The sequence below is a fragment of the Hyphomicrobium sp. D-2 genome (genome assembly GCF_029872155.1).
GTDB lineage: Bacteria > Pseudomonadota > Alphaproteobacteria > Rhizobiales > Hyphomicrobiaceae > Hyphomicrobium_A.
In genome coordinates, this window is the sequence record NZ_JARXLA010000003.1 from 257,507 (window position 1) to 284,499 (window position 26,993).

20 protein-coding genes and 2 tRNA genes are annotated in these 26,993 nt (G+C 60.4%); 10 read left to right on the plus strand and 12 right to left on the minus strand.

Annotated features, from left to right (window positions below; translation table 11 throughout):
* The first annotated feature begins 189 nt into the window (after positions 1 to 189).
* From QEZ49_RS07110 to QEZ49_RS07135, 6 genes are all read left to right on the plus strand, one after another.
* Positions 190 to 1,290: an efflux RND transporter periplasmic adaptor subunit gene (locus tag QEZ49_RS07110; protein ID WP_280385484.1), complete on the plus strand. Its 1,101-nt coding sequence runs from the start codon at positions 190 to 192 to the stop codon at positions 1,288 to 1,290.
* Positions 1,291 to 1,299: 9 nt separating this feature from the next.
* A complete protein-coding gene (locus QEZ49_RS07115; RefSeq protein WP_280385485.1) occupies positions 1,300 to 4,389 on the plus strand; it encodes a CusA/CzcA family heavy metal efflux RND transporter in 3,090 nt (1,029 codons plus the stop codon).
* Positions 4,386 to 5,630 (plus strand): TolC family protein, encoded by a 1,245-nt coding sequence (locus QEZ49_RS07120; protein WP_280385487.1) that lies wholly within the window; start codon positions 4,386 to 4,388, stop codon positions 5,628 to 5,630. Before QEZ49_RS07115 ends, QEZ49_RS07120 begins: the two co-directional genes overlap by 4 nt.
* A 145-nt stretch (positions 5,631 to 5,775) precedes the next feature.
* Positions 5,776 to 6,459, plus strand: a complete 684-nt coding sequence (locus QEZ49_RS07125; protein WP_280385489.1) for a response regulator transcription factor — start codon at positions 5,776 to 5,778, stop codon at positions 6,457 to 6,459.
* Positions 6,460 to 6,896: 437 nt separating this feature from the next.
* Entirely contained in the window at positions 6,897 to 8,999 is a 2,103-nt protein-coding gene (locus QEZ49_RS07130; protein ID WP_280385490.1) for a hypothetical protein, read from the plus strand.
* Complete coding sequence (locus QEZ49_RS07135) at positions 8,956 to 9,900, plus strand: autotransporter outer membrane beta-barrel domain-containing protein (protein WP_280385492.1); 945 nt, start codon at positions 8,956 to 8,958, stop codon at positions 9,898 to 9,900. Before QEZ49_RS07130 ends, QEZ49_RS07135 begins: the two co-directional genes overlap by 44 nt.
* Before the next feature lie 259 nt (positions 9,901 to 10,159).
* Here QEZ49_RS07135 and QEZ49_RS07140 read toward each other — a convergent pair.
* Positions 10,160 to 10,234, minus strand: a tRNA-Gln gene (locus QEZ49_RS07140).
* Positions 10,235 to 10,498: 264 nt separating this feature from the next.
* Here QEZ49_RS07140 and QEZ49_RS07145 point away from each other — a divergent pair.
* A tRNA-Pro gene (locus QEZ49_RS07145) sits at positions 10,499 to 10,576 on the plus strand.
* Between the two features lie 228 nt (positions 10,577 to 10,804).
* Here QEZ49_RS07145 and QEZ49_RS07150 read toward each other — a convergent pair.
* From QEZ49_RS07150 to QEZ49_RS07200, 11 genes are all read right to left on the minus strand, one after another.
* Positions 10,805 to 11,248: a hypothetical protein gene (locus tag QEZ49_RS07150; RefSeq protein ID WP_280385494.1), complete on the minus strand. Its 444-nt coding sequence runs from the start codon at positions 11,246 to 11,248 to the stop codon at positions 10,805 to 10,807.
* Between the two features lie 153 nt (positions 11,249 to 11,401).
* Positions 11,402 to 12,826 carry an adenylyl-sulfate kinase gene (cysC, locus tag QEZ49_RS07155; protein WP_280385496.1) on the minus strand — a complete coding sequence of 475 codons (1,425 nt, stop codon included), beginning with the start codon at positions 12,824 to 12,826 and terminating at the stop codon, positions 11,402 to 11,404.
* A 178-nt stretch (positions 12,827 to 13,004) separates the two neighbouring features.
* A complete protein-coding gene (locus QEZ49_RS07160) occupies positions 13,005 to 13,622 on the minus strand; it encodes an SIS domain-containing protein (protein ID WP_173954636.1) in 618 nt (205 codons plus the stop codon).
* Between the two features lie 347 nt (positions 13,623 to 13,969).
* Positions 13,970 to 14,434, minus strand: a complete 465-nt coding sequence (locus QEZ49_RS07165; protein ID WP_280385499.1) for a hypothetical protein — start codon at positions 14,432 to 14,434, stop codon at positions 13,970 to 13,972.
* A 73-nt stretch (positions 14,435 to 14,507) separates the two neighbouring features.
* The gene (locus QEZ49_RS07170) at positions 14,508 to 15,149 is read right to left on the minus strand and encodes a glutathione S-transferase family protein (protein WP_280385500.1); all 642 of its coding nucleotides are present in this window, start codon (positions 15,147 to 15,149) and stop codon (positions 14,508 to 14,510) included.
* 58 nt (positions 15,150 to 15,207) lie between these two features.
* Positions 15,208 to 16,842 (minus strand): ABC transporter ATP-binding protein, encoded by a 1,635-nt coding sequence (locus QEZ49_RS07175; protein WP_280385501.1) that lies wholly within the window; start codon positions 16,840 to 16,842, stop codon positions 15,208 to 15,210.
* Between the two features lie 8 nt (positions 16,843 to 16,850).
* Complete coding sequence (locus tag QEZ49_RS07180; RefSeq protein WP_280385504.1) at positions 16,851 to 18,074, minus strand: ABC transporter permease; 1,224 nt, start codon at positions 18,072 to 18,074, stop codon at positions 16,851 to 16,853.
* Positions 18,075 to 18,078: 4 nt separating this feature from the next.
* Entirely contained in the window at positions 18,079 to 19,197 is a 1,119-nt protein-coding gene (locus QEZ49_RS07185; protein WP_280385506.1) for a microcin C ABC transporter permease YejB, read from the minus strand.
* A gap of 16 nt (positions 19,198 to 19,213) precedes the next feature.
* On the minus strand, positions 19,214 to 20,971 hold the full coding sequence (locus QEZ49_RS07190; protein ID WP_280385508.1) for an extracellular solute-binding protein: 1,758 nt from the start codon (positions 20,969 to 20,971) through the stop codon (positions 19,214 to 19,216).
* Positions 20,972 to 21,060: 89 nt separating this feature from the next.
* A complete protein-coding gene (locus tag QEZ49_RS07195; RefSeq protein WP_280385510.1) occupies positions 21,061 to 23,235 on the minus strand; it encodes an extracellular solute-binding protein in 2,175 nt (724 codons plus the stop codon).
* Between the two features lie 352 nt (positions 23,236 to 23,587).
* Entirely contained in the window at positions 23,588 to 24,136 is a 549-nt protein-coding gene (locus tag QEZ49_RS07200; RefSeq protein ID WP_280385512.1) for a cytochrome c family protein, read from the minus strand.
* 199 nt (positions 24,137 to 24,335) lie between these two features.
* Between QEZ49_RS07200 and QEZ49_RS07205 the strand changes: the two genes are divergently transcribed.
* The 3 genes from QEZ49_RS07205 to QEZ49_RS07215 all read left to right on the plus strand — a co-directional run bounded on the left by QEZ49_RS07205 (position 24,336) and on the right by QEZ49_RS07215 (position 26,943).
* The gene (locus QEZ49_RS07205) at positions 24,336 to 25,112 is read left to right on the plus strand and encodes a 3-deoxy-manno-octulosonate cytidylyltransferase (RefSeq protein WP_280385514.1); all 777 of its coding nucleotides are present in this window, start codon (positions 24,336 to 24,338) and stop codon (positions 25,110 to 25,112) included.
* A gap of 75 nt (positions 25,113 to 25,187) precedes the next feature.
* Positions 25,188 to 26,132 (plus strand): prephenate dehydratase, encoded by a 945-nt coding sequence (locus tag QEZ49_RS07210; protein ID WP_280385516.1) that lies wholly within the window; start codon positions 25,188 to 25,190, stop codon positions 26,130 to 26,132.
* A gap of 253 nt (positions 26,133 to 26,385) precedes the next feature.
* Positions 26,386 to 26,943, plus strand: coding sequence for a hypothetical protein (locus QEZ49_RS07215; RefSeq protein WP_280385518.1), 558 nt, complete (start codon positions 26,386 to 26,388; stop codon positions 26,941 to 26,943).
* The last annotated feature ends 50 nt before the right edge of the window (positions 26,944 to 26,993 follow it).

The following is a 26,993-nucleotide window of genomic DNA, read 5'->3' on the forward strand; positions in this document are numbered from 1 at the left end:
TTTAAAGCGCGGCGGGCCGCAAAAGACAACCGATGGGTGCTGTAATTTTCGCGTAAGGTTTCCGGCTCGCTGTGCGGATTGTGGCTCTTTGGCTGCTGCTGCTCGTGGGTTTTGCGCGTTGTAAGTATTTTGTCAGGTCCACGTTTGATCGTGTGCCCTGTTACCGATAGTTGGTCGGGAGGGGACACGATGAACTTAGTGCGCATGTGCGCCATTGCACTGTCGGGAGCCGCTGTATGCGGCTTGCTTGCAGGATGCACTGAGGCGGATAGTCGTGCCGCGCCCATCGCCTCCGAACGGCCTCCTGCGCTGCAGGTCCGGGATGCGCTGACAATTGAATCCGTTGCGCCGCGCACCGGAGAGTTGGGCGATGCCATTCCCGCACGCGTTGCGTTCCGGCTTCAGGCGTTAGCTTCGGTGAGCGTTCCCGTGCAGGCGCGGGTCGTCGCTGTGCACGTCAGCCCCGGTGATGTGGTTCAGGAAAACGCTCCGTTGATGACGCTCAAAGGCGCAGAAGTTGCCGCGACGCGAACAGCGCTCGCGCAGGCTGCGGCTCGGGCTGCGGCGGCTGAGGATATGCTGGCCAGACAAACTGAAATGCTCAAGCGTGGCGTTGGGCTGGAGGTCGAAAGATTTGGCGCTGAAATCGCTGCGCGCGAGGCGGCTGCTGAACTCGATCGGGCGCAGCGGGCGGCTGATCAGCTCGGTGAAGGTTCAAACGATGAATTTAAGTTGCGGGCGCCGACGGGCGGTGTGGTGACGCATGTGCGTGCAAGAATCGGTGCGATGTCATCGCCGGATGGCGAAGCGCTGGTCGACATTGGCAACCCTGATAAGCTGTTCGTCATCGCGGATGTGGCGGAGCACGAGCTTGCAGCCATAACGGTGGGGCAGCCGGCGAAGGTCGCAATCCGATCCATCGGCGCAACATACGATGCAATCGTTGAACGGATCGGGCGCACGGTCGACGCAGATCAGCGGCGTGTGCCGGTTTACATCGGCCTCAGTGGCACGACCAAGCCTTTGTCGCCGGGCATGCTTGTAGATGTGCGCATGCAAACCGATGCAACTGCGCAGCTTTCGCTTCCGGTCGAAGCGGTGCTTATCAAGGATGGTGATCGATACATCGTTTACGTCGAAAACGAAGCAGGTGTGCTTCAGGCAAGATCGATAACCATAGGGGCTTCGCGCAACGGCCGCGTGGCTGTTACCGATGGTTTGCGTTTCGGCGAGAAGGTCGTCGTCAAAGGCGCGTTGCTGCTTGATAGCAGCTCTGAGCAGCTGCTCTGACGTACAATCATGTTTGAACGCATCATTGATCAGTGCGTAAAGGGTCGCATTACGATTGTGATCCTGGCAGCACTCGTTGCGCTGTTCGGCCTGCATGCCTATCGCAACACTTCGATTGAAGCTTATCCCGATGTCACCAACGCGCAGGTTCAGGTCATCACCCAGATGCCCGGCTATGCTGCCGAGGAAATCGAGCGGCAGGTGACGGTGCCACTGGAGCGGGCCCTTAACGGCACGCCCGGCATGACGCTGATGCGCAGTGAGAACCTGTTCGGGTTGTCGCTGGTGACATTGGTTTTCGAGGATGGCGCCGATCCGTTTCTCAGTCGCATCATTGTGGCGCAACGCATGTCCGGGGCCGATCTGCCGGATGGCATCACGCCTGCATTGGCGCCGGATGCTACGCCGCTCGGCAAGATTTACCGCTTTCGATTGCTCAGCCCGGTGCACGATCTTTACCAGCTTCGTTCGGAGATGGAGTGGACCGTCACGCGAGTGTTGCGTCAGGTCCATGGCGTTGCGGACGTTGTGCCTTTCGGTGGGTTTCTGAAAGAGATCCACGTTGAAGCCGATCCCTCCAAGCTTTACGCGGCTGGTTTGTCGATCAGCGATCTTGAGGATGCGATCAGCAAGGCGAACATCAATGTCGGCGGCGGATTCCTGCAGCAGGGCGATCAGGATCTTACAATACGCGGGCTCGGCAACCTGAGGACCGCTGAGGATCTGAAAAACGTTCCGCTACGTGCAAAGGACAGCACTGCGCTCACGCTCGGTGACGTTGCCATTGTCAAGCAGGCCGCCTCGCCACGCCGCGGATCGGTGGCGTGGAACGACCAGCGGGAGGTTGTCGAAGGCCTGGTGCTGATGCGCCGCGGCGAGAACCCCTCGATTGTTCTTGAAGGGATTCACCAGCAGGTAAAAGCCCTCAACGAAAGCATTCTGCCGCGCGGCATGTACATCGATGTTGCGCTCGACCGCAGCATCCTGGTCGATCATACGCTGTCGACAGTGCATGACAACCTGCTGCACGGCTTCTTTCTTATTGCTGGCGTTGTGTGGCTGTTCCTGCGCAGCGTAACGGGAGCTGCAATCGTTTCGGTGGTGATTCCGCTCTCTCTGCTGGTGGCGTTTATAGGCCTCTACGCGGCGGGTATGCCCGCTAATCTCATATCCATGGGCGCGATAGATTTCGGCATTCTGGTCGATGGTGCTGTCGTTCTGGTCGAGAATGTCATGCACGCGATCCATACCCACCGGCCACAGAAGCGTCGCGACATTCTGCAGTTGATTGTGAAGAGCGCCGTGGAAGTCGGGCGGCCGACGTTCTACGCGATGCTGATCATCATTGCGGCTCTTCTGCCCATCTTCACATTGGAATCGGTTGAGGGCCGTCTGTTCCGGCCGCTGGCACAAACATATGCGTTCGCGTTGACTGGAGCGCTGGTGTTTTCGTTGACGCTTGTGCCCGCCCTGTGTGCCTTTGCGTTCCGTTCTTCGGCTGGCATTCCGCAGGAACCCGGTTGGATGGTCCGGCTGCGTAATGGCTATCGCGCGGCGCTGAGCGGGCTTCTAAAAAGTCGTGCCACCGTTGCTGTGTTCGCGCTGGCGTTGCTCGTTGTAGGCGGACTGGCTGCGCAGCGTCTGGGTACGGAATTTCTGCCAGAACTCGATGAAGGCGATATCGGTATCTTCATTGAAATGCCCGCCAGTATATCGATGGGCAAAAGCCAGTCGATCCTGGCCGATATCCATCAGCGCATTACGGCGGTTCCCGAGGTTCACGACATCCACAGCGAGCACGGTCGTCCTGAAGACGGCACCGATAACGAAAGCGTCAATATGGTGAAGTCCGTTGTGCGTTTGAAGCCGGAGTCGGAATGGCGTTCTGGCATGGTGAAGCCACAGGTCATTCAGGAATTGCGCGCCGTGCTGGCGCCTGTTCTCGGGGTGCGTTTCAACTTTACGCAGCCGATCAAGGACAGTGTGGAAGAGGCAGTCGCCGGTGTACGCGGCAAAGTGGTTCTGAAACTGTTCGGCGAAGATCTGCAGTTGATGCGCAGCACGTTGCCGGAAGCGCGGGCAGCGATTGAAGGTGTGCCCGGTGTCACCGAGCTTGATCTGTATCGTGACGCGTTCATTCCGCAACTGCAGATAGCGCTTGATCGACAGGCGCTGGCCCGTGCCGGTGTGGCGATGGAGGATGCAACCCGAACTATCGAAACGGCTCTGGCGGGCCGTGTCGCCACGCAACTGTGGGAGGGTGAGCGTCCGGTGCCGGTACGACTGATTTTCCCGAACTCAAACCGCAGCGACGTAGAGAAAATTTCCAGTCTCTCCATCACGACACCGCAGGGCGGCCGCGTGCCACTGCGCGAGCTCGCCGACATATCGGTCGCCAATGGCGCCGCTTCCATCGTGCGCGAGGGCAATGTTCGCTTCCTGGCGTTGAAGTTCAACGTTGAAGACCGCGACATGGGCTCCGTGGTCAAGGATGCGATGGCTAAGGTCGCGGAGAACGTCACCGCGCCGAGCGGACATTATTTCGTCTGGGGCGGCGAGTTTGAAAATCAGACACGTGCGACCGAGCGACTGAAAACAGTGGTGCCAATCGCGCTGCTGCTGGTGTTCGGACTTCTGTACGCGGCCATGCGCAGCTGGCTGTGTGCAACGGTAGTTATTGTGATGATGCCGTTTGCGATGACGGGCGGTGTTTTCCTGTTGCTGCTTACGGGCGTGAACCTTTCCGTCAGTGCCGCGGTTGGCTTCATCGCTCTGCTCGGGCAGGTCTCGCTGATGGGCGTGCTCGTGCTGTCCGCCATTGAGGCGCTGCGCGATGCAGGCCACGATATGCACAGCGCGGTTCTGAATGGCACAGTCAACCGTATGCGCCAGGTGTTGATGGCATCTGTGCTGGCGCTGTTGGGCCTGCTGCCGATGGCGGTTTCCACCGGTGTCGGCAGCGAGACGCAGCGCCCGTTTGCGCTTGTCATCGTCGGAGGGATGTTGACGACACTTCTCGTGTCGCTGTTCGTGCTGCCGGTTATTTACAGTTTGGTGGCGCGGGAAAAAAACAAGAAGACCCAGGAGGCGCTGGCATGAGGCGACTTTCCATGATCGCCGCACTGCTGGCATTTGCTGCTCCGGCTTTGGCGCAATCCCTGCCCGACAAGATCATCTTCGATGATGTGATCGACTTCGCATTTCAATCCAATCTGCGCACCGAGCTGGATTGGCAGGATGTTGCCGTCGCACGGGCGGATCGGACGACAGCGGGTGCATGGCCTAATCCGACGGTAACGTACGGGGGGGCGTATCAGCCGGGTCCGCTGACCAACTTCGATGGCCATAAAGCGCATGAGGTGGGGGTGGAGTTTCCGCTGCTGATCGGTGGGCAGCGCCGCGCGCGCATTGAAGCCGCCGAGCAGGGGCTGCGCGCGACCGAGGCCCGCGTCAAAGCGGCGGCGACCGAGCGGGCTGTAGAAGCAGGCGCCGCTTACATCGAGCTGCTTGTCGCCCAGGAAAAACTGCGACTGCTTGAGGAACGCCAAAAAGAGATTGCACGCCTGCGCAAGCTTGTCGAAGGACGGCGATCGTCCGGTATGGCGAGTGACTACGATCTTGAGCGCATAGAAGTGGAAGGCGCTATCTGGCTTTCCGAGGTTGGGGAGGCGAAGGCCGATCTTGCGGGCAAGCGGGCGCAACTTGCGGCCATATTTGGCGTCGAGAACTGGAGACCGCGCGGAGCGGGAAAGCTGCGCCCCTGGCGCCTCAGCGCGCTGAACGGATATGACGACTATAGCGTCGAACATCCCACCATCAGCGCTGCTCGCGGGGATGTCAGCCATGCGCAGGCTTCGCTGGAAACGGCGCGCCGCGAGCGGTTTCCGGAGGTATCCGTGAGCACGGGACGGTTCTGGACCGAAAGCCCATATGGCGCCACTACGAACATCGGTGTTTCGCTTGAGATACCGATTTTCGATCGCCGCGAAGGCGCGGTTGAAAAGGCTGAAGCTGAAGTGCGCACGGCCTATCTGAAGCTGCGCGTTGCCAATGCGCAGGTGCATGCGGATCTGGTCAAGTATGCTTCGCAGGTTCGTGAAAGAACCGCGGCATTTGAGAACTTCCGCTCGAATGTGAACCCGCGTCTGGCCAAGTTGAAGCGCATGTCCGAGGATGCTTACAAACTATCCGGCGGCACCATCGCCGATCTGCTGGATGCAACCCGCACTCGCGTGGAAAGCACGGTAAACGGCGTTGAACTGACCGGTAGCCTCATGGACGCACAGCTGCGTTTTCAAGCGGCTCGGGGTGACATTGCTGCACTTTTGACGGAGCGCTGACGCAGCGTGACAGGTAAGCTGTGCTCAAGGCGAGCTGCGGTAAAAGCGGATTCGTATAGGCGTCCTGCCTGCCGCACTCAGAGCGCAGCGGCGGCGCTTAGGTCGCTTATCTGGTTTTGACGCTAGGTCGCGAAAGGCATCCGGAATGCGCGTGCTGGTGGTTGAGGACAACAGCGAGCTGGCAGGGCTGCTGGCTTCGGGCTTGCGGCAGGCCGGATACGAGGCCGACATTCTCGGGTCCCTGGCTGAAACCGAGCTGGCGCTTAAAACCGTCGACTATGCAGCTTTGATACTCGACCTTGGACTTCCCGATGGCGACGGCGTGAACCTGCTGAAGGCGCTGCGGATGTCGCACAACGCTCTGCCTGTCCTCGTTCTAACGGCTCGAAGCGGCGTTGAGGACAAGGTCAAAGGTTTCAAGAGCGGCGCTGATGATTATCTGACAAAGCCATTTGCATTCCATGAGCTGGTTGCGCGCCTTGAAGCGCTTCTGCGTCGGCCGGGAGAACGGCATCGGCGCGCGCTCAAGCTGGGCAATGTGGAATACAACGCCGAAACGCGAGAGCTGTGTGTCGCGGGTGAGACTAGGGGTATTGCTGGGCGCGAAAGCGTTGTGTTGGAGCTGTTGCTTCGGCGCGCAGGCAGTGTGGTGCCGAAGCAGCTCATCGAAGACGAGATCTATGCGCTTGCCGGGGCTGTTGGCTCAAACGCTGTTGAGGTTTACGTTCACAGGCTGCGAAAAACCCTCACCGATGCAGGTGCCGACGTTTCAATAAAAACCGTACGCGGTCTCGGCTACCTAATCGGCAAGTGGGACAGTCGTTCTTGAAATTGCCGGGGCATGGCTTGGCGCTTCCTGGCGCGCCAGGCCCCAGCCATCACGTAGCTGCACACCGCAATGCGTGTGAAAAGCTCAATCATATAGACGATATCGTTTGGCGATATAATGTTAATCCGTCAGTGGACCGTGTTTAATTTGCGACGCTAGTGAGCACATCTCGCTGGCGCTTACTGAACGTCCCTCCCTGATCTGCGCGAATCGTTGATGCTGAGCCGTGCGCAGACGAATAAAGGCCGCTTCATGATGCGCCGTAACACTTATTCAAAAAGTTGTTTCCGTATCGCGCCCAGCTAGCGCGGCGAAGCCGTCGCTCACAAACACGACGGCCAAAAAAATCAAATTCAAGCTGAATACAACGCATGCTGATGTTTCAAGAGGATCTTGATATGGCGCGGCCATACCATGCGCGTTGTTGCGCGATTTTGATGCTCACTTTGTTTGCCGTATTGCAGGCTTCCGATGCACAAGCGCAGCGAGTAGTGGCCAATGGCATCGCTCTCACTGCCACAGGCAATTATAACACGTCGGCGAATTACGACGCCGGAATTGCGCTGTGGGCGTTGAATGGCGGTTCTATCGTGACTACCGGCGCCATAACGGTGACGACGTCCGGTATCAACGGGCACGGCGCGGAGGCCGAGTTGAATGGAACCATCACGATCAACCAGCCCGGCTCCACGATTACGACATCGGGGAGTGGTGGCTACGGTCTTGTTACGGATGGAGGGCAAATATTTGCGGACTCGCTGGCGATCCGCATTGAGGGCACAGGTTCTTTCGGTGCCATAGCCTCCGGTACGGGCTCTTTCATCTCGTTGACCAATACGGAAATCACTACGACGAACGGTAGTGAAGGCATCCGCGCTGTCGCCGGGGGCGAGATCACAGTCGAAAACGTGATAATCCACACTGCGGGTGCGAGCGCCTACGGTATTGTTGGCAATGACGGACGGGTTACGATCGGCACTGGCGTCGAGGTCTACACGCAGGGGGCGGGCGCCATTGGATTGTTTGCACTTGGCGGCCAGCTAGAGACGCAAGCGGTAACGGTCAACACTGAGGGGACTGGGGCTTATGGCGTCATGGCGAACTTCTCAGGTGGGCTTGTCTCCCTTGGAGACGGATCGTCAATAACGACGCAGTCCGATAATGCGCATGGCCTCTATGCGATCCAGCGCGGCGAGATCAACACCGGGGCCGTGTCTGTCACCACGAACGGCAATAGCGCACATGGCGCCTATTCGAACGGCGTCGGCTCGCTCGTCACGATCGACGCCGGCTCCACCATCGAAACGTTGGGAGCCACCGCGCACGGTTTGTTCGCGGGGGACACTGGGGCAGTCAGCGCCTCAGGCGCGAGTGTCACCACTGCTGGCGGCGGCTCGCACGGCCTGTATGCACTCAGCGGCGGGCAGGTCACCGCGGGAGGCGTCAGCGTATCGACAGGAGGCGACTCCTCGTATGGCGCTTTGGCCTCTGGAGCCATCTCACTTGTCTCGATCGGTAGCGGATCGCAAATCACTACCGCAGGCGTGGGCGCAATAGGGCTTTCGGCGCAGGATGGCGGTGAGATCAATGCTCAGAACGCAACCGTCACGACGTCGGGCGCTAATGCCGCTGCGATTGGTATCAACGGCGGATCATCGATCTCGATATCGAACAGTACCGTGACCGCATTGGGAAGCGGCTCGGCTGGCGTTTCGTCTGTCTCAGGAAACAACGGCGTCACGATAACCGGCAGTTCTGTGAACGCGGCAGATGGTGCCGGCTTCGACATTGCGGACGGCCAGCTTAGTGCGACACTAACAAACGCAACCGTCTCTGGTGGTGACGAACTCTTGAATGTGAGCAGCACCGGCGTGCTGGATATCTATGCAGCCAGATCAACGCTTACGGGTCGCACTGTAACGGCGGCCGGTGGCACAGCACAGTTGAACCTGCTGGGTGCCTCGGTGTGGAACATAACTGGCGATTCAAATCTTACGCTGTTGATCAATCAGGCCGGCAGCCTGGCGCAATTCACCCCGCCCGGTTCGAGTGCGGGACCGTTCAAGACGCTGACGGTGAACGACTACCTTGGCCTTGGCGGCACGCTTGGTATCAACACCCATCTTGGCGCCGATGGATCGCCTTCCGATAGGCTTATCATTGACGGTGGCAACGGGCTCGGATCATCATTACTCAGTGTCAACAATGTCGGTGGTGGAGGTGACCTGACAACACTTGACGGCATTCTTGTCGTCGACACGATCAACAGTGCAACAGCTCCAGGCCTGTTCACACTCGCCGCGCCGGTTATCGCTGGCCCGTACGAATACTCGCTCTATCGCGGCGGTGAAAATGGCGCCAACCCTGACAACTGGTATCTGCGCTCCGATCTGGATTGTGCACTGATCCGTCTGCAGCGGTTTGTAACGGTGGCGGCGGCGATGATGCATCCCCGACTGGCGGCAGGAAACGTCGCTCTACGCCGCTGTTCCGGCGATGACGCTGCTGTATGGCCGCTTGATGCTCGACACGCTGCATGAGCGTCGCGGTACAGCCGTCAGCGCCTACGCAGAAGGCGCACCGAACGCAGCCTGGGCGCGTGTCATCGGTCAGCATGGTGATCGGGATGGCGGTAAGGGCGGCATCTACGGCGCCGGCCCGAAATACGACTATGACTTCTGGGCCTTCCAGGGCGGCATGGACCTCTACCGCGACGGCGATGTCGGAACATCACGCAATCACGCCGGTGCGTTCTTCGCTATCGGCCATGGCTCCGGCGATGTTCAGCACATCGGCGATGGCAAAGCGGGTGAGAACAGCTTCATGGCCTACAGCTGGGGCGCCTACTGGACCCACTACACGCCAGAAAATGCTTACGTCGACGCGCTGCTGTTAGGATCGTGGTACGATATTGATGCCAAGTCCAACCGCATCCCGAAGATGAAAACAGATGGCGGCGCGTTCGGAGCGTCTCTGGAAGGTGGCTATCCGGTTTACTCCGGTCCCGGCGGCTTCAGCATCGAACCGCAGGCGCAGCTCGCCTATCAGACAGTCAACCTCAACAACGGATCGGATGTCGCCGCGCAGGTGCACTTCGACAATGTCAACTCGCTGGTGGGCCGTGTGGGTGTGCGCTTCGCGCAGGACTTCGGCACACCGACCTGGCTGACGGGTGAACCATCTACCTTCACCGCCTGGGTGCGGCCGAACTTCTGGTACGAGTTCCTCGGCGATCCGAAGACGAAGTTTTCATCCGCCACCGGTTTCATCCCGTTCGCGGCCGACATGGGCGGCACGACGTTCGAGATCAACACCGGCTTCAGCACCGACATTGGCGATGGCACCGCGATCTATGCCAATGCATCGTACCTCGTCGGCATCGGCGAACACGCCGACGGCAACGCCTACGACGGCAAGCTCGGCGTCAAGGTTGCGTGGTGATCGGCCAGCGATTGCGTAAGCAACGAGATCGCCAATAAGCGGCGGCGGGCCTGTGCGTTAATGGCGGGGAGACAGGGATCTACGCCAGCGTGTAGCGGTTTACGCACCGGGGCGGCGACAGGTGCCGTGGTAATGATGTGGGTGTGGTCCAGCCTAACGGGTAGCTTTGCCCCGTTGGAGAAACTCCGCAGAGCACCTTGGCGCCAGAGCGATTTCGCTAATGTATTGTTTTATAGCGCTAATTTTTGCGCTGAAACGTTGGCTGGGGCGCCAGGATCTGAACCTGGGAATGGCGGAATCAAAATCCACTGCCTTACCACTTGGCTACGTCCCATCATCGGCCGGCCGATTTGCCGCTAAAACGGACAAAGCAGACCAGCCGACAGCCCCATATAGTCGGTGGTGAATGGGCCGGCAATCCCGTTTCAGCCGGCTTAGACGCCGCATCCCCATCCCCTTTGCGCTGGTGGGAAAAAGAAATGACATTAGGGGCGCCGGGCGGCTTGCGGCCCCGCAGATCGGGAGCTATAAAGCCGCCCTCGCCGCTGCTTCCACAAGGAGCGCGGCGATTGTCCCTAAGGGGACTTGATAGGTCGGGCGGAGCGTAGCGCAGCCACGGTAGCGCACTTGCTTCGGGAGCAAGGGGTCGGGAGTTCGAATCTCCCCGCTCCGACCAATCAAATCAATAAGTTATCTGTTCTGGCGTTGGCGATCGCCCCAGAACCGGGCCCGACAATCACAAACAAAAATCAATGTTCGGGTCTTTCTGCGGCAGCGGGCGAGCGGCACTACGCAAACTTGCTCAGCATTTGCATATTTGACATGCGCGGGGCAACGAACTGGCGTTCTGGAGCCATCCAGCAAGTGTGCGCTGAAGCCTGCGGCCCGGGAGAGGGGCCACGTATTATTGGGCGTTGTGGGGGTGAATTCCGGCCGTTTCGATGCCGTAGTTGGCTTCGCAGCCCTTCTGTTCCAGGCTTGCGTTCACCGCCGCCGCTTCGGCCTTGGCTTCATTATACTGGGCAAGAGCCGGCACACCCTGATCCGTTGAGCCCGTCAGGCGTGCCCACGCGCTCACAACGGTTTGGGGCAGTTCCTGCATCTGCTGCATTGCTTTGGCGGGAAGTTCGTTGAGCTGGGTCTGCAGGCTAACCCTGCGTTCGGTCAGCTCGCGGCAACCCAACCCCTGATCTTGGGCACTCAAAACATATGAGCCATCTGTCTGATAGCCAGCCCGGGGTGCTCCGCTGAGGTCATGCATGGCAGCGCATCCGGCACCGCCAATGGTCAGCGCACCGACCACGCACAGCTTGCCCACAGTTCGGATGAAGAGCCACGGCATTGGCATCAAATTCAGATCCCCCACACAGGAGGAAATTTATGCACGCTGCGCCGCAAAAACTATTGGTAGTCCGAATAATCCTATGAACGTTGCCAGCCAGCAACGCCGAGCCATCCGACAGATGTTGTAGTTCTGCGGAGGTTCAAGCTGAGATTGCGGTCAATCGCGCGCTGCAATCATTCCGCGGGCAGCAAGCAGGGAAATGACTTTTTGGGCGAGTTCATCTGCCGGCGCAGTGGCGGTTTCGAGAATGAGGTCCGGATTTTCCGGCGCTTCATAGGGTGAATCGATACCGGTGAAGTTTGGCAACTTGCCGGCGCGGCACTTGGCATAGAGCCCTTTGGGGTCGCGCTGCTCACACACAGCCAGCGGGGCGGTCACGTGGATTTCGATGAATTCGCCGTCATCAAGCAGACCGCGCACCGCTGCGCGTTCAGCCCGAAATGGTGAGATGAACGAGCACAGCACAATCAAGCCGGCGTCGACAAACAGGCGCGCCACTTCTCCGACGCGACGGATGTTTTCAACCCGATCGGCGGCGGTGAAGCCGAGATCCTTGTTGAGGCCGTGGCGGACATTGTCTCCGTCGAGCAGATAGGTGTGGCGGCCGTTCGCGGCCAGGGCGCTTTCCACCAGATTGGCGATGGTGGATTTGCCTGCGCCGGAGATGCCTGTGAACCAGACGATGCAGGGCCGCTGCGCCTTCATGGACGACCGTAGCGGCTTGGCGACGCTCAGTTCCTGCCAATGGACATTCTGCCCACGGCGAAGCGCGAAATCGACCGTGCCAGCGGCCACCGGCTCGTCTGTCTGTTCGCCCCAGATTTCAAAGCGCGCCGCGCCGAGCGAGTCGGGCGCCAGACGAATTGCGGGATGGGTTGCAACGGTGCAAACGCCGATCTCGCCATGGCTGAGGGTGCGTGCGGGCAGCCGCTGAAGTGTTTCGGTGTCGAGCCGGTGCTTGATCGCCGTGATCGTCGCCGGTTGCTCAAGCGATCCAATCCGCAAGCGGTATTCGCGACCGGGCAGCAATTCCTCACGCGAGGTCAGGCAGGCAACATGAGCAGCGAAGTGCTCGCTCGGCGGCGAGGGATCGAGCTGCGATGTATGCAGCGGCGATGGCCGGGGGAGCGTGACGAGATAGTTTGCCAGCGCCTGATCGCGACGTAAAATATGCGCCCCGGAAACGGCAGCCGCCTTATCTGAAGCGTTATCGATCGGAATGATGGCCGCTGAAACGAAATTCAGCCGCCGCATCATCGTGTCGAACCCACGCGTCAGGGTATCAAACGCGTTCGGCTGCAGATCATCGGATGAACTGCGTAAAACCGCGAGCACAAGATGCGACACGCCGGCTGCGTGCGCGAGCATTGCGATTTTGCGCACTTCCGCTGTCAGGCCAACGCGGGTGGTGGTGACAATGATCAGGGCATCTGAGGCGAACGGGGCCACCAGATGCGCGCCTGCGCTTTCGATCTGGATGGTCAGCCGCAGCGTCGCTTCGCCATCGACATTGGCGGCATCAAGAACGCCAACCGCTAACGACCGACGTTCGATTGTCAGCGCAGATCTATCGCTGTGCATCCGGTCACGATCCGTTGCGAGTGACGCTAATGGCGTCCAACAGTATCAGGAATCGTAAAAAGTATTCATGCCAGATGGGATAGTGCTTCAATTTGCAGCCGAATGCACGCAGCTCGCTGCCTGCGGCATTGGTTTTCCATAGCCGCCGAACTTTTCTGCATCAGCGCTCAGGCTGAGGTTATTTCGCGGCCTGCTGAGGGAACACGTAGATATCGAGGATGGCCTGCGCCAGTGCGTGATGCGCTAATTCGACAAAGCCATACTGTGTCGAATTCACATAGAAATTTACGTCACCCCGGTTGCGCAGCAGGTTGTCGGGCTGGAAGCCGCTCAGCGTGGCAATGGTCATGCCCTTGGCGCGCGCTGTTTGCACGGATTTCAAAATGTTGACCGACTGACCCGAGCTGGAGATCGCGATCAGCATATCGCCGGGCTGGCCCTGGATCTTGAGCTGCTCGGAATAGACGTTGGCGTAGCCGAAATCGTTGCTCATCGCGGTGATGGCGGCGGGATCGTTGAGCGAAAGGGCGCGGATGCCGCCGTTCTTCACAAACTCGATCGCCAGATGACTGGCCACCGCGGCGCTGCCGCCGTTGCCGATCAGGATCAGCTTGTTGCCGGCGTCCTGCGTTTTGCGCGCGGTCTCGGCAACCCATTCGAAACCGCGCTGCAGCTCGATAGGCTTGCCTTCGGCGTCACTGACGCGCATCGATGACAGGACTTGGCTGAGTTCTTCGAAATAGGCGGAAACTGGATTGGATGGGGTTGCCTCGGCGACGCCTTTCAACACTCTCATTGCCTCCAGGTTCATGCGATCGGCGGTCAGATCGGGTCAGCCGCCTACAGATCATATTTGCTGCACGGGCCGCTGGCGAGCAGCGGTTGCTGCCGCAGGGGTGGCAGGATTCGAAAGCCCGTGCATCTTGCGCCGGACAATCCTAGCAAATTGCGGCCAACATGTGCGTCGTGCCTTAGTGCAAGCGTTAGATGCCCGCAAATACTTGCAAAAGTGCGCCAGAGGCACACCCGCTCGGGGTGCTTCTAGCAGAAATCGGGCGGTGGCGCGACAGGCGGCATTGCGCCGCAATAACCGGTGGGCTTTCGTTTGCGGAAGTTGGCCAGCGGGTTGGCTGGCCGGTCACATCAGCGATGGTAGGGCAGGAAGCGGCGCTCGCGAATTTCGGTGCCATCATCCTCGATCGGCGGCGCGGCATGCAGGGTATCGCGACCATCAAACCAGACTTCACCATTGGCCAGTGCGACCAGCGTCTCGGTTGAGCGCTGCAATCCGGTCAGGCGACTGATGCGCTGGCGTTGCACCACCTGTCCTTCGGCCACCGCTTCGGCAAGCGGCAGGAACCAGTCGAAGGAATCGATCGGCCTGCCTTCATAAGTCTCGCCCGCGATGAAAATATCGTAGTGCTGGTCCGAGTGCAGGATCAGTTCCAGCGGGCAGGCGCTTGGCGTGATCGGGGTGATGGCCAGGCGCCAGTAATCGCCCGAAGACGTTTCTTCCACGCGTGCGGTGCTTGCGACGGTGGGCGCCCAGTAGCGCAGCGCCGTGATCGTTGCCTGAAGCCGTGTGCGAAAGACGTCGTCGGGGAGCATCTTCTGATCGCTGGCTGATGGACGATGCGACTACGATGCTGCTTCGTGGCGATTATTCAAAGCGGAAAGTCGGTCAGCCGGTTATCTGCCGTGCATAGTCGGCTTCGATTGCGATTTGCCGTTGCAGAGCCGGGCGTTCTTCAAGCCGTTTGGCGTAAGCGACAAACTCGGGCAGCTCTGGAATGATCTTGAAACCCATGCCGAAGCGCAGGGTAGAGCCGACAACAACATCTGCCGTCGTAAAACGTTCACCCAGCAGGTACGGAGATGCGTTGCCAACCGCGCCGCGCAGCGTTTCGATGACGAGATCGTAGCTGCCCCAGCCGGTCATGCCGCGTGGGGTTGGCGGGCGGTCGCCGGCTTTGTCGATCATTGCCGGTTCTATGCAGCTCGGCCCGTAAAACAGCCATTTGAGGTATGGGCCGCGTAGCGGATCGCCAATTGCGGGGGCCAGTCCTGCGTGTGGGAATGCGTCGGCCAGATAGCAGCAGATCGCTGCGGTTTCGGTGACGACGGCGCCGTTGTGGGCAATGGCCGGAACCTTGCCCATGGGATTGACCGCCAGATATTCCGGCGAATGCTGTGCGCCCGCTTTCAGATTTATCAGCTCGATATCGTACGGCGCGCCAAGCTCTTCCAGCATCCACAGCACGGTGCTCGATCGGCTGCCGGGCGAATAGTAGAATTTCACGCTCTGACGGTGTGTTTCTGTCATCGCCGCGATCCCTCACATGTAATGGCGGAGCGCCGCCCCGGATGCCGATGCACGAGCATCAACCGGCGAGCGCGCCCTCGTGTTCCACCTTCAGGTCGAACGCGGCGGCAAGCAGCGCCTTGGTGTAGTCCTCGCGCGGGTGCGCAAATACATTGGCAGCCGGGCCTTCCTCTACAACCTTGCCGTTGCGCATTACGATCACGTAGTTGCACAACGCGCGCACAACCTTCAGGTCGTGGCTGATGAACAGATAGGAAAGGTCGCGCTGTTTTTGCAGGTCGCGCAGCAGATCGACGATCTGCGCTTGCACCGACATGTCGAGCGCGCTCGTCGGTTCATCCAGCATGACAAACTTCGGCTGCAGCACCATCGCGCGGGCGATGGCGATGCGCTGACGTTGTCCGCCGGAGAACTCATGCGGGTAGCGGTCCTGCGCTTCCGGATCGAGGCCCACTTCCTGCAGCGCCTTGGAAACGCGTGCGCGCCGTTCGTCGTAGGTCAGCTCGGGGTTCTGGATCAGCAGGCCTTCCTCGATGATCTGCCCGACTGAAAGACGCGGCGACAGCGATCCGTAGGGATCCTGGAAAACAATCTGCATTTCCTTGCGCAGGGGACGCATCTCGGCGGTGGTCAGGCCGTCGATGCGGTTGCCCATATAGACGATCGGTCCTTCCGACGAGATCAGCCGCAGAATGGCAAGGCCGAGCGTCGTCTTGCCGGAACCGGACTCACCCACGACGCCCAGCGTCTGGCCCTTGCGCAGTTTCAGCGACAGCCCGTCGACGGCTTTCACGTAATCCACCGTACGCCGCAGCAGCCCCGCCTTGATCGGGAACCAGACTTTCAGATCGTCGGTCTCGACCACCACCGGCGCGGTTTCATCCGCGGGCGGCGGCAGTCCCTTCGGCTCGGCGGCCAGTAGCTGCTTGGTATAGGCGTGGTGCGGATCGGTGAAGATGCGCTCGGTCGGGCCTTCCTCGACGATGTTGCCGCGACGCATGATGTAAACGCGCTCGGCCATTTTGCGCACGATGCCCAGATCGTGCGTGATGAGCAGCATGGCCATGCCCATCTCGCGCTGCAGATCGCGCAACAGCTCCAGAATTTGCGCCTGAATGGTCACGTCGAGCGCGGTTGTCGGCTCGTCGGCGATCAGCAGGTCGGGTTCGTTGGCAAGCGCCATGGCGATCATCACGCGCTGACGCTGCCCGCCGGAAAGCTGATGCGGATAGGCATCAAGACGCTTCTCGGGATCGCGGATGCCGACCTTCTGCAGCAGCTCAATCACGCGTGCGCGCACGGCGACGTCGTTCATGCGCCGATGCACGCGCAGCACTTCGCCCACCTGCCGCTGGATGGTGTGCAGCGGGTTGAGCGACGTCATCGGCTCCTGAAAGATCATCGAGATGCGATCGCCGCGCACGCTTTGCAGCTGCGACGGCTTTAGCTTCAGGAGATCACGGCCCTCGAACCAGATCTCGCCCGAAGGATGCGACGCAGCCGGATACGGCAGCAGGCGCAGGATCGAGAGCGCCGACACGGTCTTGCCCGAGCCGGACTCACCGACCAGCGCGACCGTCTCGCCTTTGCCGATACGGAAGCTCACCTTATCGGCGGCGATCACCTTGCCGCCGTTGAAGGCGACCGAAAGATCCCTGACATCGAGCAACGCACGGGAAGGTTTGTCCGACATTGCCAGCCTCACCGGAAAGTCTTGCGGGGGTCGAGTGCGTCGCGCACCGCCTCGCCGATGAAGATCAGCAGCGACAGCATGATCGCTACGGTGAAGAAGCCGGTGAGACCCAGCCAAGGCGCTTCAAGATGGCGCTTGCCCTGCAACAGCAACTCGCCCAGCGACGGTGAACCCGGCGGCAGGCCGAGGCCGAGGAAGTCGAGAGCGGTCAGTGCCGCGATGCTGCCCGAGAGCTGGAACGGCAGGAAGGTGAGCGTTGCTACCATCGCGTTTGGCAGCAGGTGCTTCACCATGATCTTGCGATGGGAAAGCCCGAGCGCGCGCGCCGCGTTCACATATTCGAAGTTGCGCGCCCGCAGGAATTCGGCGCGCACAACGCCCACGAGATTCACCCACTCGAACAGCAGCAGCACGCCCAGCAGCGTCCAGAAGCCGGGGATCAGCACCGACGAGATGATGATCAGCACGAACAGCGACGGGATCGACGACCATATCTCCAGGAAGCGCTGGAAGATGAGATCGGTCTTGCCGCCGAAGTAACCCTGTATCGCGCCGGCCGTCACGCCGACCGTGGCCGACAGCAGCGCCAGGATAAGGCCGAACAGCACCGATATTCGGAAGCCGTAGATCACGCGCGCGACGACATCGCGGCCCTGATTGTCGAGGCCGAGCCAGTTGGTGTTGCCGAGCGCGTTGAAGCGCGCGAGCTGTTCTGCGGGCGCGTCACACAGCGGTGCGCTTGACGCCCACGGTGGTGGCGCGGGATAGCCGAGACACAATCCGTCCGGGGCTTTGCGTCCGGGGTAGTCCTTGTTGATCGTGTCGTAGGAATAGCGGATCGGCGGCCACAGCACCCAGCCGTTGCTCTTGATCTCGTCGAGGATCACCGGATCTTTGTAGTCGGTGATGGCGAGGAAGCCGCCGAATTTGGATTCAGGATAGTTGAACAGCACCGGCGACAGGATTTCGCCCTTGTAGCTGATCAGCAGCGGACGATCGTTGGCGATGAACTCCGCGAACAGCGACACCAGGAACAGCGCCAGAAAAATTCGCAGGCTCCAGAAACCGCGCCGGTTGGCCTTGAAGTTGGCCCAGCGGCGCTGGTTGATCGGGCTCAGCTTGTCGCCGGAAGGCAGGCGGCGCGAAATCCATTCCGGTAGGCGCTTGTGCTCTTCGCGGGGCGGCGGCTGCGACTGCGGCAGTGGCGTTTCGAGGGCGCGCAGGTCGGTCATCGGCTCAGACCTCCTGGCTTTCGAAGTCGATCCGTGGATCGACTGTCGTGTAGACGAAGTCGGCAACGATGTTCAGCAGCAGGCCGACCAGCGAGAAAATCCACAGCGTGGCGAAGATCACCGGATAATCGCGCTTCTCGATGGATTCAAATGACAGCAAGCCGATGCCATCCAGAGAGAATATGGTTTCGATCAGCAGCGATCCGGCGAAGAACGCGCCGATGAATGCGCCGGGGAAACCGGCGATGATCAGCAGCATCGCGTTGCGGAACACGTGGCCGTACAGCACCTGATTTTCCGACAGGCCCTTGGCGCGCGCGGTCGTCACATACTGCTTGCGGATCTCGTCCAAAAACGAGTTTTTGGTCAGGAACGTCATCGTCGTGAACGCGGTCAGCGACATGGCGATCAGCGGTAGGGTCAGGTGCCAGAAATAATCGGTGATGCGGCCGAAGAACGAAAGCTGCTCCCAGTTGTCCGATGTCAGCCCGCGCGATGGGAAGATCTGCAGGAACGATGAACCCGCGAACAGGATGAGCAGCAACACGGCGAACAGGAAGCCCGGAATGGCATAGGCGACCACCAGCACGGTACTGGTCCAGGCGTCGAATGGCTCGCCGTCCTTCATCGCCTTGCGGATGCCGAGCGGGATGGAGATCAGATAGCTGATCAGCATCATCCACAGACCCAGCGATATCGAAACCGGCAGCTTCTCCTTGATGAGCTGCAACACGGAAACGTCGCGGAAGTAACTCTTGCCGAAATCGAAGGTGAGGTAGCTCTTCATCATGATGAAGAAGCGCTCGTAGGCCGGTTTGTCGAAGCCGAACTGCTTCTCAAGGCTCTTGATGAATTCCGGATCGAGGCCCTGCGCACCGCGATATTTCGAGGTGTTGGAATCCACCGAGCCTTGGCCAAGCTGTGCCTGACTGCCACTGGAGAGCGTATCGGAGCCGCCGCCGCCGATCCGCGAGACGATGGAGGAGTCGCGCCCCTGCAGCTGGGCGATGATCCGTTCAACCGGACCACCCGGCGCAAACTGGATGATCGTGAAGCTGATCAGCATGATCCCGAACAGTGTCGGAATGATCAGCAACAGGCGTTTCAGGAGATATGCTGCCATCGGGCTCCGCTCGGGCTTACGGTCTTTTCAGTTTGGCGGCCTTGTCGGCGTCGAACCACCACGTGTCGATTACGCCGTCGTCATACTTCGGCTTCACAGCGGGACGCCCGTACATATCCCAGAAAGCGACATTATGTGACGCCTTGTACCACTGCGGAACCCAATAATTTCCGGCCCGCAACACACGGTCCAGCGCACGCGCCGCAACGGTGAGTTCTTCGCGCGATTTTGCTTCCACCATCCTGTCGATCAATGCATCAACAACAGGATCGGCGATGCCGGGCAGATTGAAGCTGCCGTCGATCTTGGCAGCATCTGACCCCCAGTAGGTTTTTACCTCGATGCCCGGTGTCAGCCGCAGCGCGTAGCGCTGGATCGCGAGATCGAAGTCGAACGACTTGATGCGCCGTTCATACTGTGCGGGATCGACACGGCGCAGCGATGCGTTGACGCCGATGCGCTTCAGGTTCTCGATGTACGGAATGATGATACGGTCGAAGCCTTCCTCGAAGGAAAGGATTTCCACGTTTAGCGGTTTGCCGCCCTGGCCATAGCCGGCCTCGGCCAGCAGCTGATGCGCCTTGCGCAGGTTATCGCGATTGCGGCCCGATCCATCGGTCACCGGCGGCACATAGGGCTCGCTGAACACTTCCGGCGGCAGCTTATCTTTGAATGGCTCAAGCAACGCTAGCTCCGCAGCGCTGGGCAGGCCGGATGCCTTCAGCTCCGAATTTTCAAAGAAGCTTTGCGTGCGTGAGTAGAGATCAAAGAACAGGTTCTTGTTCGACCATTCGAAGTCGAACGCAAGATCCAGTGCTTCGCGCACGCGCTTGTCCTTGAACTGGTCCTTGCGCGTGTTGATGAAGAAGCCCTGCGCGCCAGATGGGCGGCCGTCCGGCATGATGAGCCGCTGCAGCCGGCCTTCCTTCACCGCCGGAATGTCATATGCGGTCGCCCAGTCGATCGAGGTGAACTCCTCGCGATAGTCGAACGTGCCCGACTTCAGGCCTTCCAGCTCCAGCGTGCGATCGCGGAAATATTCGTAGCGGACCTCATCGAAGTTGAAGCGCCCGCGATTGACCGCAAGATCCTTGGCCCAGTAATCCGGCCGTCGCTTGTAGGCAACAAACGTGCCGGGCTTGAAGTTGCCGATCTCGTACGGCCCCGAGCCCACGGGCTTTTCCAGCGACGACTGATCGAACGGATGCTTGGTGTAAAACGCCTTCGACAGGATCGGCAGCCCCGCAACCGTCAGCGGCAGATCGCGGATCAGGTTGCCTTTGAATTCGTAGCGCACCGTGTGCGGATCGATCGCCTCGGCCTTCACCACATCGCGCAACGATAGCGAATAATTGGGGTGGCCCTTTTCCTTCAGCACTTCGAGCGAGAACACCACGTCGTCGGCGGTTAACGGCGTGCCGTCAGAGAATTTCGCTTCGGGGCGCAGCTTGAAAACGACGGAGCGGCCGTCTTCGGCAACGTCGGCGCTTTCAGCCACCAGACCATAGGCGGCGTCGGGCTCGTCCATCGCCCGCGTCATCAGGCTGTCGAACAGATACTCAAGGCCCTGCGCAGAGTCGCCCTTCAGGATAAAGGCGTTGAAGCTGTCGAATGTCTTTGTGCCGCCGGTGCCGGTGGAGGAAAAGCGTCCGCCCTTTGGCGCGTCCGGGTTGGCATATTCAAAGTGCTTGAAGTCCGGTCCGTATTTCAGCTCGCCGAACGTGGAAAGGCCGTGCCTAGGTTCGGCGCTGAGCGGAGCGGCGACGAATGACATCGCCGCTCCTGCAAGTGCTAAAGCCGCTGCAAAGTTCCGGCGTCGGCTTGGCCCGTGCCGCTGGGCTGAGAACGAATGCAGCATGATGATCAGCGTCCCTGCACAGCGTTGAGAGCTTTCTGCTTGTCGGCGTCCATCCACCAGACGCGCGACAGCGACGACGTTTGCGAGGGCAGCTTGTCAGGGCGGCCGAAGATGTCCCAGTAGGCGATCCGCTCATAGGGATAATGCCACTGCGGCACGACGTAGTGGTTCCACAGCAGCACGCGATCGAGTGCGTGGGTGGCTGCAACCAGCTCTTCGCGTGTCGTGGCGAACACGACCTTGTCGATCAGCTTGTCGATGGCGGGATTGCGGATGCCGGCCGTATTGGTGGAACCCTCGCGGTCGGCGGCGGCTGAGCCCCAGAAATCGCGCTGCTCGTTGCCGGGCGATTCCGACTGCGCGAAGTTGTCGATGATGACGTCGTAATCGCGTGAGTCTTCACGGCGCTTGTACTGGGCGCTGTCGACCATGCGGATCGATGCATTGATGCCGAGCTTCTTCAGATCCTGCACATACGGCAGCACGATTTTCTGGAAGTCGGGCGACTGGACCAGGAACTCTGCGTTCAGCGTCTCGCCCTTGTCGTTACGCAGATGGTTCGTGGTGTTGGCCGACGAAAGACCGACGCTGCGCATGATCGAGCAGAACGTGCCGCATTCGCCGTCGTCCACTTCAACTTCCTGCAGCTTCCAGCCTGCTTCCTGCAGCAGTTTGGAGGCTTCGCGCATGTTGTTGCGGAAGTCTTCCGGCGTCTTGTTCACCGGGTTCTTCCATTCGGTGGTGAAGACCTCCGGCGGAACTTCGTCTTTCACTTCCTGCAGGATTTCCAACTCGCGCCCTTCCGGCAGCCCCTTTGCAGCCAGCTCGGAATTGTCGAAGAAGCTGCCCACGCGCACATAGGAATCGTAGAACAGCTTCTTGTTGGCCTCTTCAAAGTTGAAGGCGAGATTGAAGGCCTGGCGCACGCGCGGGTCCTGGAACTGCTTGCGGCGCTGGTTGAACACGAACGACTGCATCGGCGCGACGCGACGCACCGGAATGGCTTCCTTCTTCACCTGACCGTTGCGGATCGCGGGGAAGTCATAACCGGTGGCCCACTGGCTCGCGGTCGTCTCCTGCCAGTAGTCGATCTTGCCCGATTTGAATTCCTCAAAGCCCGGCGTGCGGTCGAGGAAGTACGTCAGCTTGAACTCGTCAAAGTTCCATTGGCCCTTGGCGACTGGCAGATCCTGCGCCCAATAATCTTTCACGCGCTCGAAGGTGATGCCGCGGCCGGGGTCGAAGCTCTTGATGCGATAGGGTCCAGAGCCCACCGGCATTTCTAGCGTCGATTTGGTGATGTCGCGCTTCTCGCCGTCTGGGCCTGCCGCCTCCCAGAATGCCTTCGGTACAACGTTGAGCTGACCGAGAATAAGCGGCAATTCGCGGTTGCCGGTGACGTCGAAGGTGAAGGTCACCTCGTTGTCGCCGGTCTTCTCTGCCTTGACGACGTTCTTGTAATAGAACGCCGAGCGCGGATGGGCCGCCTTCTGGCCTTCGAACGAGAAGATCACGTCTTCGGGCGTAACCGGCGTGCCGTCATGGAAGCGCGCTTTGGGATTGATGCCGAAGGTGACGGACGAGAAATCCGGCGGATAGGAAACCCATTCTGCGATCAGCCCGTATTCGGTCGAAGGCTCGTCCGGGCTGCTCGACATCAGCGAGTCGTAGATCAGTCCGAGGCCACCGGCCGGATCGCCCTTCACCGAGAACGGGTTGAGGCTGTCGAACGAACCTTGAGCGAAGGCGCGCAGGGTGCCGCCCTTCGGTGCATCCGGGTTGACCCAATCGAAATGGCTGAAGCCTTCTGGGAAGGCCGGATCGCCCATCAGCGAAAGTGCATGGTGGCGCGGGTGCTGTTCAACAGCGGCGGCTGGAGCTTCTGCGGCCGGTGCTTCCGGCGCGGTCGGCTGTGCTTCCTGTTGTGCGGCTTCCGCAGGTGCAGCAGTCTGGCCATCAGGTGTAGCCGGTGCTTCCGCTGCTGCGGGAGGAGGGCTGGCCGGTTCCGATGCTTCGTTGGCTGGCGGCGCTGCGGTGGGGGCGGCAGGATCTGCAACCGGCACGGGTTGCTCTGCCTGTACCGAAGGCGATGCCGGCTCCTGGGCAAAGGTGGCGGTGGCCATCGTCAGGCAAAGAAGAGCTGCGAGGCAGGCGGCGGGGGCGTCAAGACGCAGGTGCACCAGGTGAATTCCCTTGATGATCACGACGAGAGCTGGAAGACGCCGCTGCGCGGAAAACCGACGGCAGGGCGCCGCAAAAGAACAACAGATATGCCAACAGGCGCCAGAGTCGCAAAATACGGCGGCGGGGGCGAGTTAACTTGCTGTCATTTTTAGCCTCATGGACAGCTTAACCGCCACCGTTTGATGCCAGTTAACTGTTTGCGGCCCCTTGGCTGAGCAGCATCGAGGCCACGACGGCGTGGCCGTGCAGATACGAAAACGGCCCCGCTGGAGAGCGGAGCCGCAATTGTCGTTGATGGGTGGGCCGTGCGATGCAGACGCGCTGCGCTCCGCTCCGCCGCCCATGCAACTACTTGTTGCTGTTGAGGTAAGCGATCAGATCGGCCAACTCGGTAGAGTCCTTGATGCCGGGGAACATCATCTTCGTGCCCGGCACGAATTCCTTGGGGTTGTGCAGGAACGAGGCGAGATCAGCCATCGACCAGTCGCCACCCTTGGCCTTCATGGCGTCGGAATAGGCAAATCCTGCGTGCGAACCCTTGCCCCGGCCGACAAGCCCGCCAAGATTGGGCCCGACCTTATTGGCGCCGCCCGCTTCCGCGGTGTGGCATGCGCTGCACTTCTTGAATACCTTGGCGCCGGCATCGACGCTGGCGCTTTCTGCGGCCTGAGCAACCGCGGCCGGATCAAATGCGGCTGGCGCTTCTGTCGCCGGAGCAGCACCACCACCGCCCGCCGCAGGACCATCGGCGCTCGGCATCGGCAACACGTAGCCCGGCGCCTGCGGCGTGCTGTGGTGCTGGCCGATTTCGATGGCTACGCGGGAGGCGACGATCACCAGAAGGGCGCAGATAAAAGCGCCGGCGATCTTCGAAAGTTCGAAAGTATCAACTTGCATTGTTCGCTCCGCGGCCGCTTTCGGCTCGCTGCCGAAGCGTGTGCGCGACTATAGAAACTCCACATCGGCTTGCAACCGCAGTGGGCGTCGTTCTATGTGCATCGCGCCGGGACCAATTGCCTCGCCCGGTCCCCTTCGGCCATTGTTCTTTGGGTACATAAGCCGTCCCATGGGCAGCCTAACCCGATCAGGTGTTCCATTGCCTAATACGCCGTCCAGCAGCCCCTCGGGCACCCCGGCCAATACACTTATCGTCATTCCGGCCCGTATGCAGGCCACCCGGCTGCCGGGCAAACCGATGCTGGATATCGCCGGGGCGCCCATGATCGTGCAGGTCTGGCGCCGGGCCATGGCGGCCAACGCGGGGCGCGTGGTGGTGGCCACCGACGCCGACGAAATCCTGCAGGCGGTGCAGGCGGCGGGCGGAGAAGCCGTGATGACCCGAACCGATCACGCCTCCGGATCGGACCGCATCTATGAGGCGGTGGAAAGCATCGATCCTGCTGGCCGCATCGACACCATCGTCAACCTGCAGGGGGATCTGCCGACGCTGGAGCCGCATCTGATCTCGGCTTGCGTGGCGCCGCTGACCAATGCTTCGGTCGACATCGCTACGCTGGCGGCTGAGATTACCGAGGCCGAAGAACGCACCAATCCTAATGTGGTGAAGGTGGTCGGCTCGCCCGTCGATGCATCCGCCACGCACCTGCGCGCCCTCTATTTTACACGCGCCATCGCCCCCCATGGCGAGGGCCCGCTGTACCATCACATCGGCATTTACGCCTATCGCCGCCCGGCCCTGTCGCGCTTCGTGTCGCTGCAACCTTCGCCGCTCGAACAGCGCGAAAAGCTGGAGCAGTTGCGGGCGCTGGAAGCCGGCATGCGCATCGATGTGACCGTCGTTGACACTGTTCCGCTCGGTGTCGATACTCCGGCCGACCTCGAGCGGGCGCGCCGCCTCCTGGGGGCCGTCTGAACCCTCCGCGAGCCGAAGTCTGACGGTTTTTTCAAACCGCAGGCATCTGTTTGCCGCCAAAGCATCCCAGCGATCATGTCCCAATCAACGAGCGGTGCACCTGCGGGTGCAAAATCTTCTGCCAGCGTGCCGGCCTCCGGACGTATTGCCTATCAGGGCGAGCCGGGCGCGAACTCGCATCTGGCCTGCCGCGAGGCGTTTCCAGATATGGAAGCCGTTGCGTGCCCGACGTTCGAGGATGCGCTGCTGGCGGTGAAGAATGGTGAGGCGCGCCTGGCCATGATCCCGATCGAGAACTCGGTCGCCGGGCGTGTCGCCGATATCCATCACCTGTTGCCGCAGGCCGAGCTTTATATCGTTGGCGAACACTTCCTGCGCGTGCGCCATCAGCTGATGGCCATTCCCGGCGCCAGCCTGCAGTCGGTGAAAAAGGTGCTGTCGCACACGCAGGCGCTGGGCCAATGCCGCCGCAAGCTGATCGAACTCGGCCTGAAGCCGGTACCGGAAGCCGACACCGCTGGTTCGGCACGCATCGTCAGCGAGATGAAGGATGCCAGTCTGGCGGCGATTGCCTCGACGCTGGCTGCTGAGATCTACGGCCTCGACATCCTGATGAACGATGTTGAGGACGAAATGCACAACACGACGCGCTTCGTCGTGCTGGCCTCCGAAGCCGATGATGCGTTGCCGGAGGACGGCCCTGTCATCACCACGTTCATCTTCCGCGTGCGCAACGTTCCCGCCGCGCTCTACAAGGCGCTCGGCGGTTTCGCCACCAACGGCGTTAACATGACAAAACTGGAGAGCTATCAGCTTGAAGGCACGTTCAACGCCACGATGTTCTACGCCGACATTGAAGGCCATCCATCCGACCGCATGGTTCGCCTTGCGCTGGAAGAGCTTTCATTCTTCTCGTCGGAAAAGCGCGTGCTCGGCACATATCTGGCAAGCCCTTATCGAGCAGAGGCTGCACGCATGGCGGCTGAAGGCTTGATCCCAGTGCGCAAGACACTGCGCTGACGAGCACTTGCATTTCTGCAGGATGCAAGTGCTCTTGCATAAATTGGGCTTGAGCAATTTGCCTGTGGCAAGAATTGTCGCGTCGACCGCGAAGAAAACATCCAACGCATATCTTGTGGTGTATTACGCGCCGTCATGACCTATTGGTGCGACAACTTTGTTGTGGAGCGCGACATTCCGACGAAGCGACCGTTAAGCCTTCGACAGTTAGCATTTCAGCCAACGTCACTCGCCGCACCGCGATGGAGGGACTTTGGCGCATACGACAGAAGAGCTTGTCGCAAGGTTGCCGGACGAACGCGCCGACGGTATCGCTGCGCCCGGTAGCAGATCGGGCCTGCAGCTTCCATCAACGCTGACATCGCCGTGGGCGTGGTTCGTAGTGTGCTGTGGCTTCAGCTTTCTGTTCAACAACCAGTTGGTGTTCGACTCCAAATATGCTGAGCTCGCTGCCCATGCCGTCATCGGCGCATGCGCGGTTCTCGCCGGCAGATTTCTCGCCCGCCAATGCGCCGAGCTGTTGACGCGCTTTGCGCCCGGTTCGCGCAGCACAAATGGCTACGCAAACGGTGTCGCCGTTGCTGTCGCTGTTTTGGCTGCGGGTGTTGGTGCTGCGATTGGCTTTGAAGCGGCGACGCTTTACACGCGGGAAATGCTGAGCGCTGGGGCCAACCGCACGGCGGCGCTGGAACGCCAGCGCGAGTGGCTGGACGAGAAGACCAGAACCAACCTCATTCGCCCCGACCAGCCCTATCGTTTGGGGCTGCCCAGCTTCCTTTATATCAGCCTGCCCATTACGGCCCGGCACTGATAACGCGGGCCAGATTTCTGCATGGCGCGCGCATCGCGACGTCACGCTAA

Coding starts and splice junctions, on each gene's coding strand:
- QEZ49_RS07190 (WP_280385508.1), bottom strand. CDS start 20,971: ATGTCATTCGTCGCCGCTCCGCTCAGCGCCGAACCTAGGCACGGCCTT.
- QEZ49_RS07150 (WP_280385494.1), bottom strand. CDS start 11,248: ATGCCAATGCCGTGGCTCTTCATCCGAACTGTGGGCAAGCTGTGCGTG.
- QEZ49_RS07180 (WP_280385504.1), bottom strand. CDS start 18,074: ATGACCGACCTGCGCGCCCTCGAAACGCCACTGCCGCAGTCGCAGCCG.
- QEZ49_RS07185 (WP_280385506.1), bottom strand. CDS start 19,197: ATGGCAGCATATCTCCTGAAACGCCTGTTGCTGATCATTCCGACACTG.
- QEZ49_RS07170 (WP_280385500.1), bottom strand. CDS start 15,149: ATGACAGAAACACACCGTCAGAGCGTGAAATTCTACTATTCGCCCGGC.
- QEZ49_RS07130 (WP_280385490.1), top strand. CDS start 6,897: ATGCTCACTTTGTTTGCCGTATTGCAGGCTTCCGATGCACAAGCGCAG.
- cysC (WP_280385496.1), bottom strand. CDS start 12,826: ATGCACAGCGATAGATCTGCGCTGACAATCGAACGTCGGTCGTTAGCG.
- QEZ49_RS07160 (WP_173954636.1), bottom strand. CDS start 13,622: ATGAGAGTGTTGAAAGGCGTCGCCGAGGCAACCCCATCCAATCCAGTT.
- QEZ49_RS07125 (WP_280385489.1), top strand. CDS start 5,776: ATGCGCGTGCTGGTGGTTGAGGACAACAGCGAGCTGGCAGGGCTGCTG.
- QEZ49_RS07175 (WP_280385501.1), bottom strand. CDS start 16,842: ATGTCGGACAAACCTTCCCGTGCGTTGCTCGATGTCAGGGATCTTTCG.
- QEZ49_RS07165 (WP_280385499.1), bottom strand. CDS start 14,434: ATGCTCCCCGACGACGTCTTTCGCACACGGCTTCAGGCAACGATCACG.
- QEZ49_RS07115 (WP_280385485.1), top strand. CDS start 1,300: ATGTTTGAACGCATCATTGATCAGTGCGTAAAGGGTCGCATTACGATT.
- QEZ49_RS07200 (WP_280385512.1), bottom strand. CDS start 24,136: ATGCAAGTTGATACTTTCGAACTTTCGAAGATCGCCGGCGCTTTTATC.
- QEZ49_RS07210 (WP_280385516.1), top strand. CDS start 25,188: ATGTCCCAATCAACGAGCGGTGCACCTGCGGGTGCAAAATCTTCTGCC.
- QEZ49_RS07135 (WP_280385492.1), top strand. CDS start 8,956: ATGACGCTGCTGTATGGCCGCTTGATGCTCGACACGCTGCATGAGCGT.
- QEZ49_RS07120 (WP_280385487.1), top strand. CDS start 4,386: ATGAGGCGACTTTCCATGATCGCCGCACTGCTGGCATTTGCTGCTCCG.
- QEZ49_RS07110 (WP_280385484.1), top strand. CDS start 190: ATGAACTTAGTGCGCATGTGCGCCATTGCACTGTCGGGAGCCGCTGTA.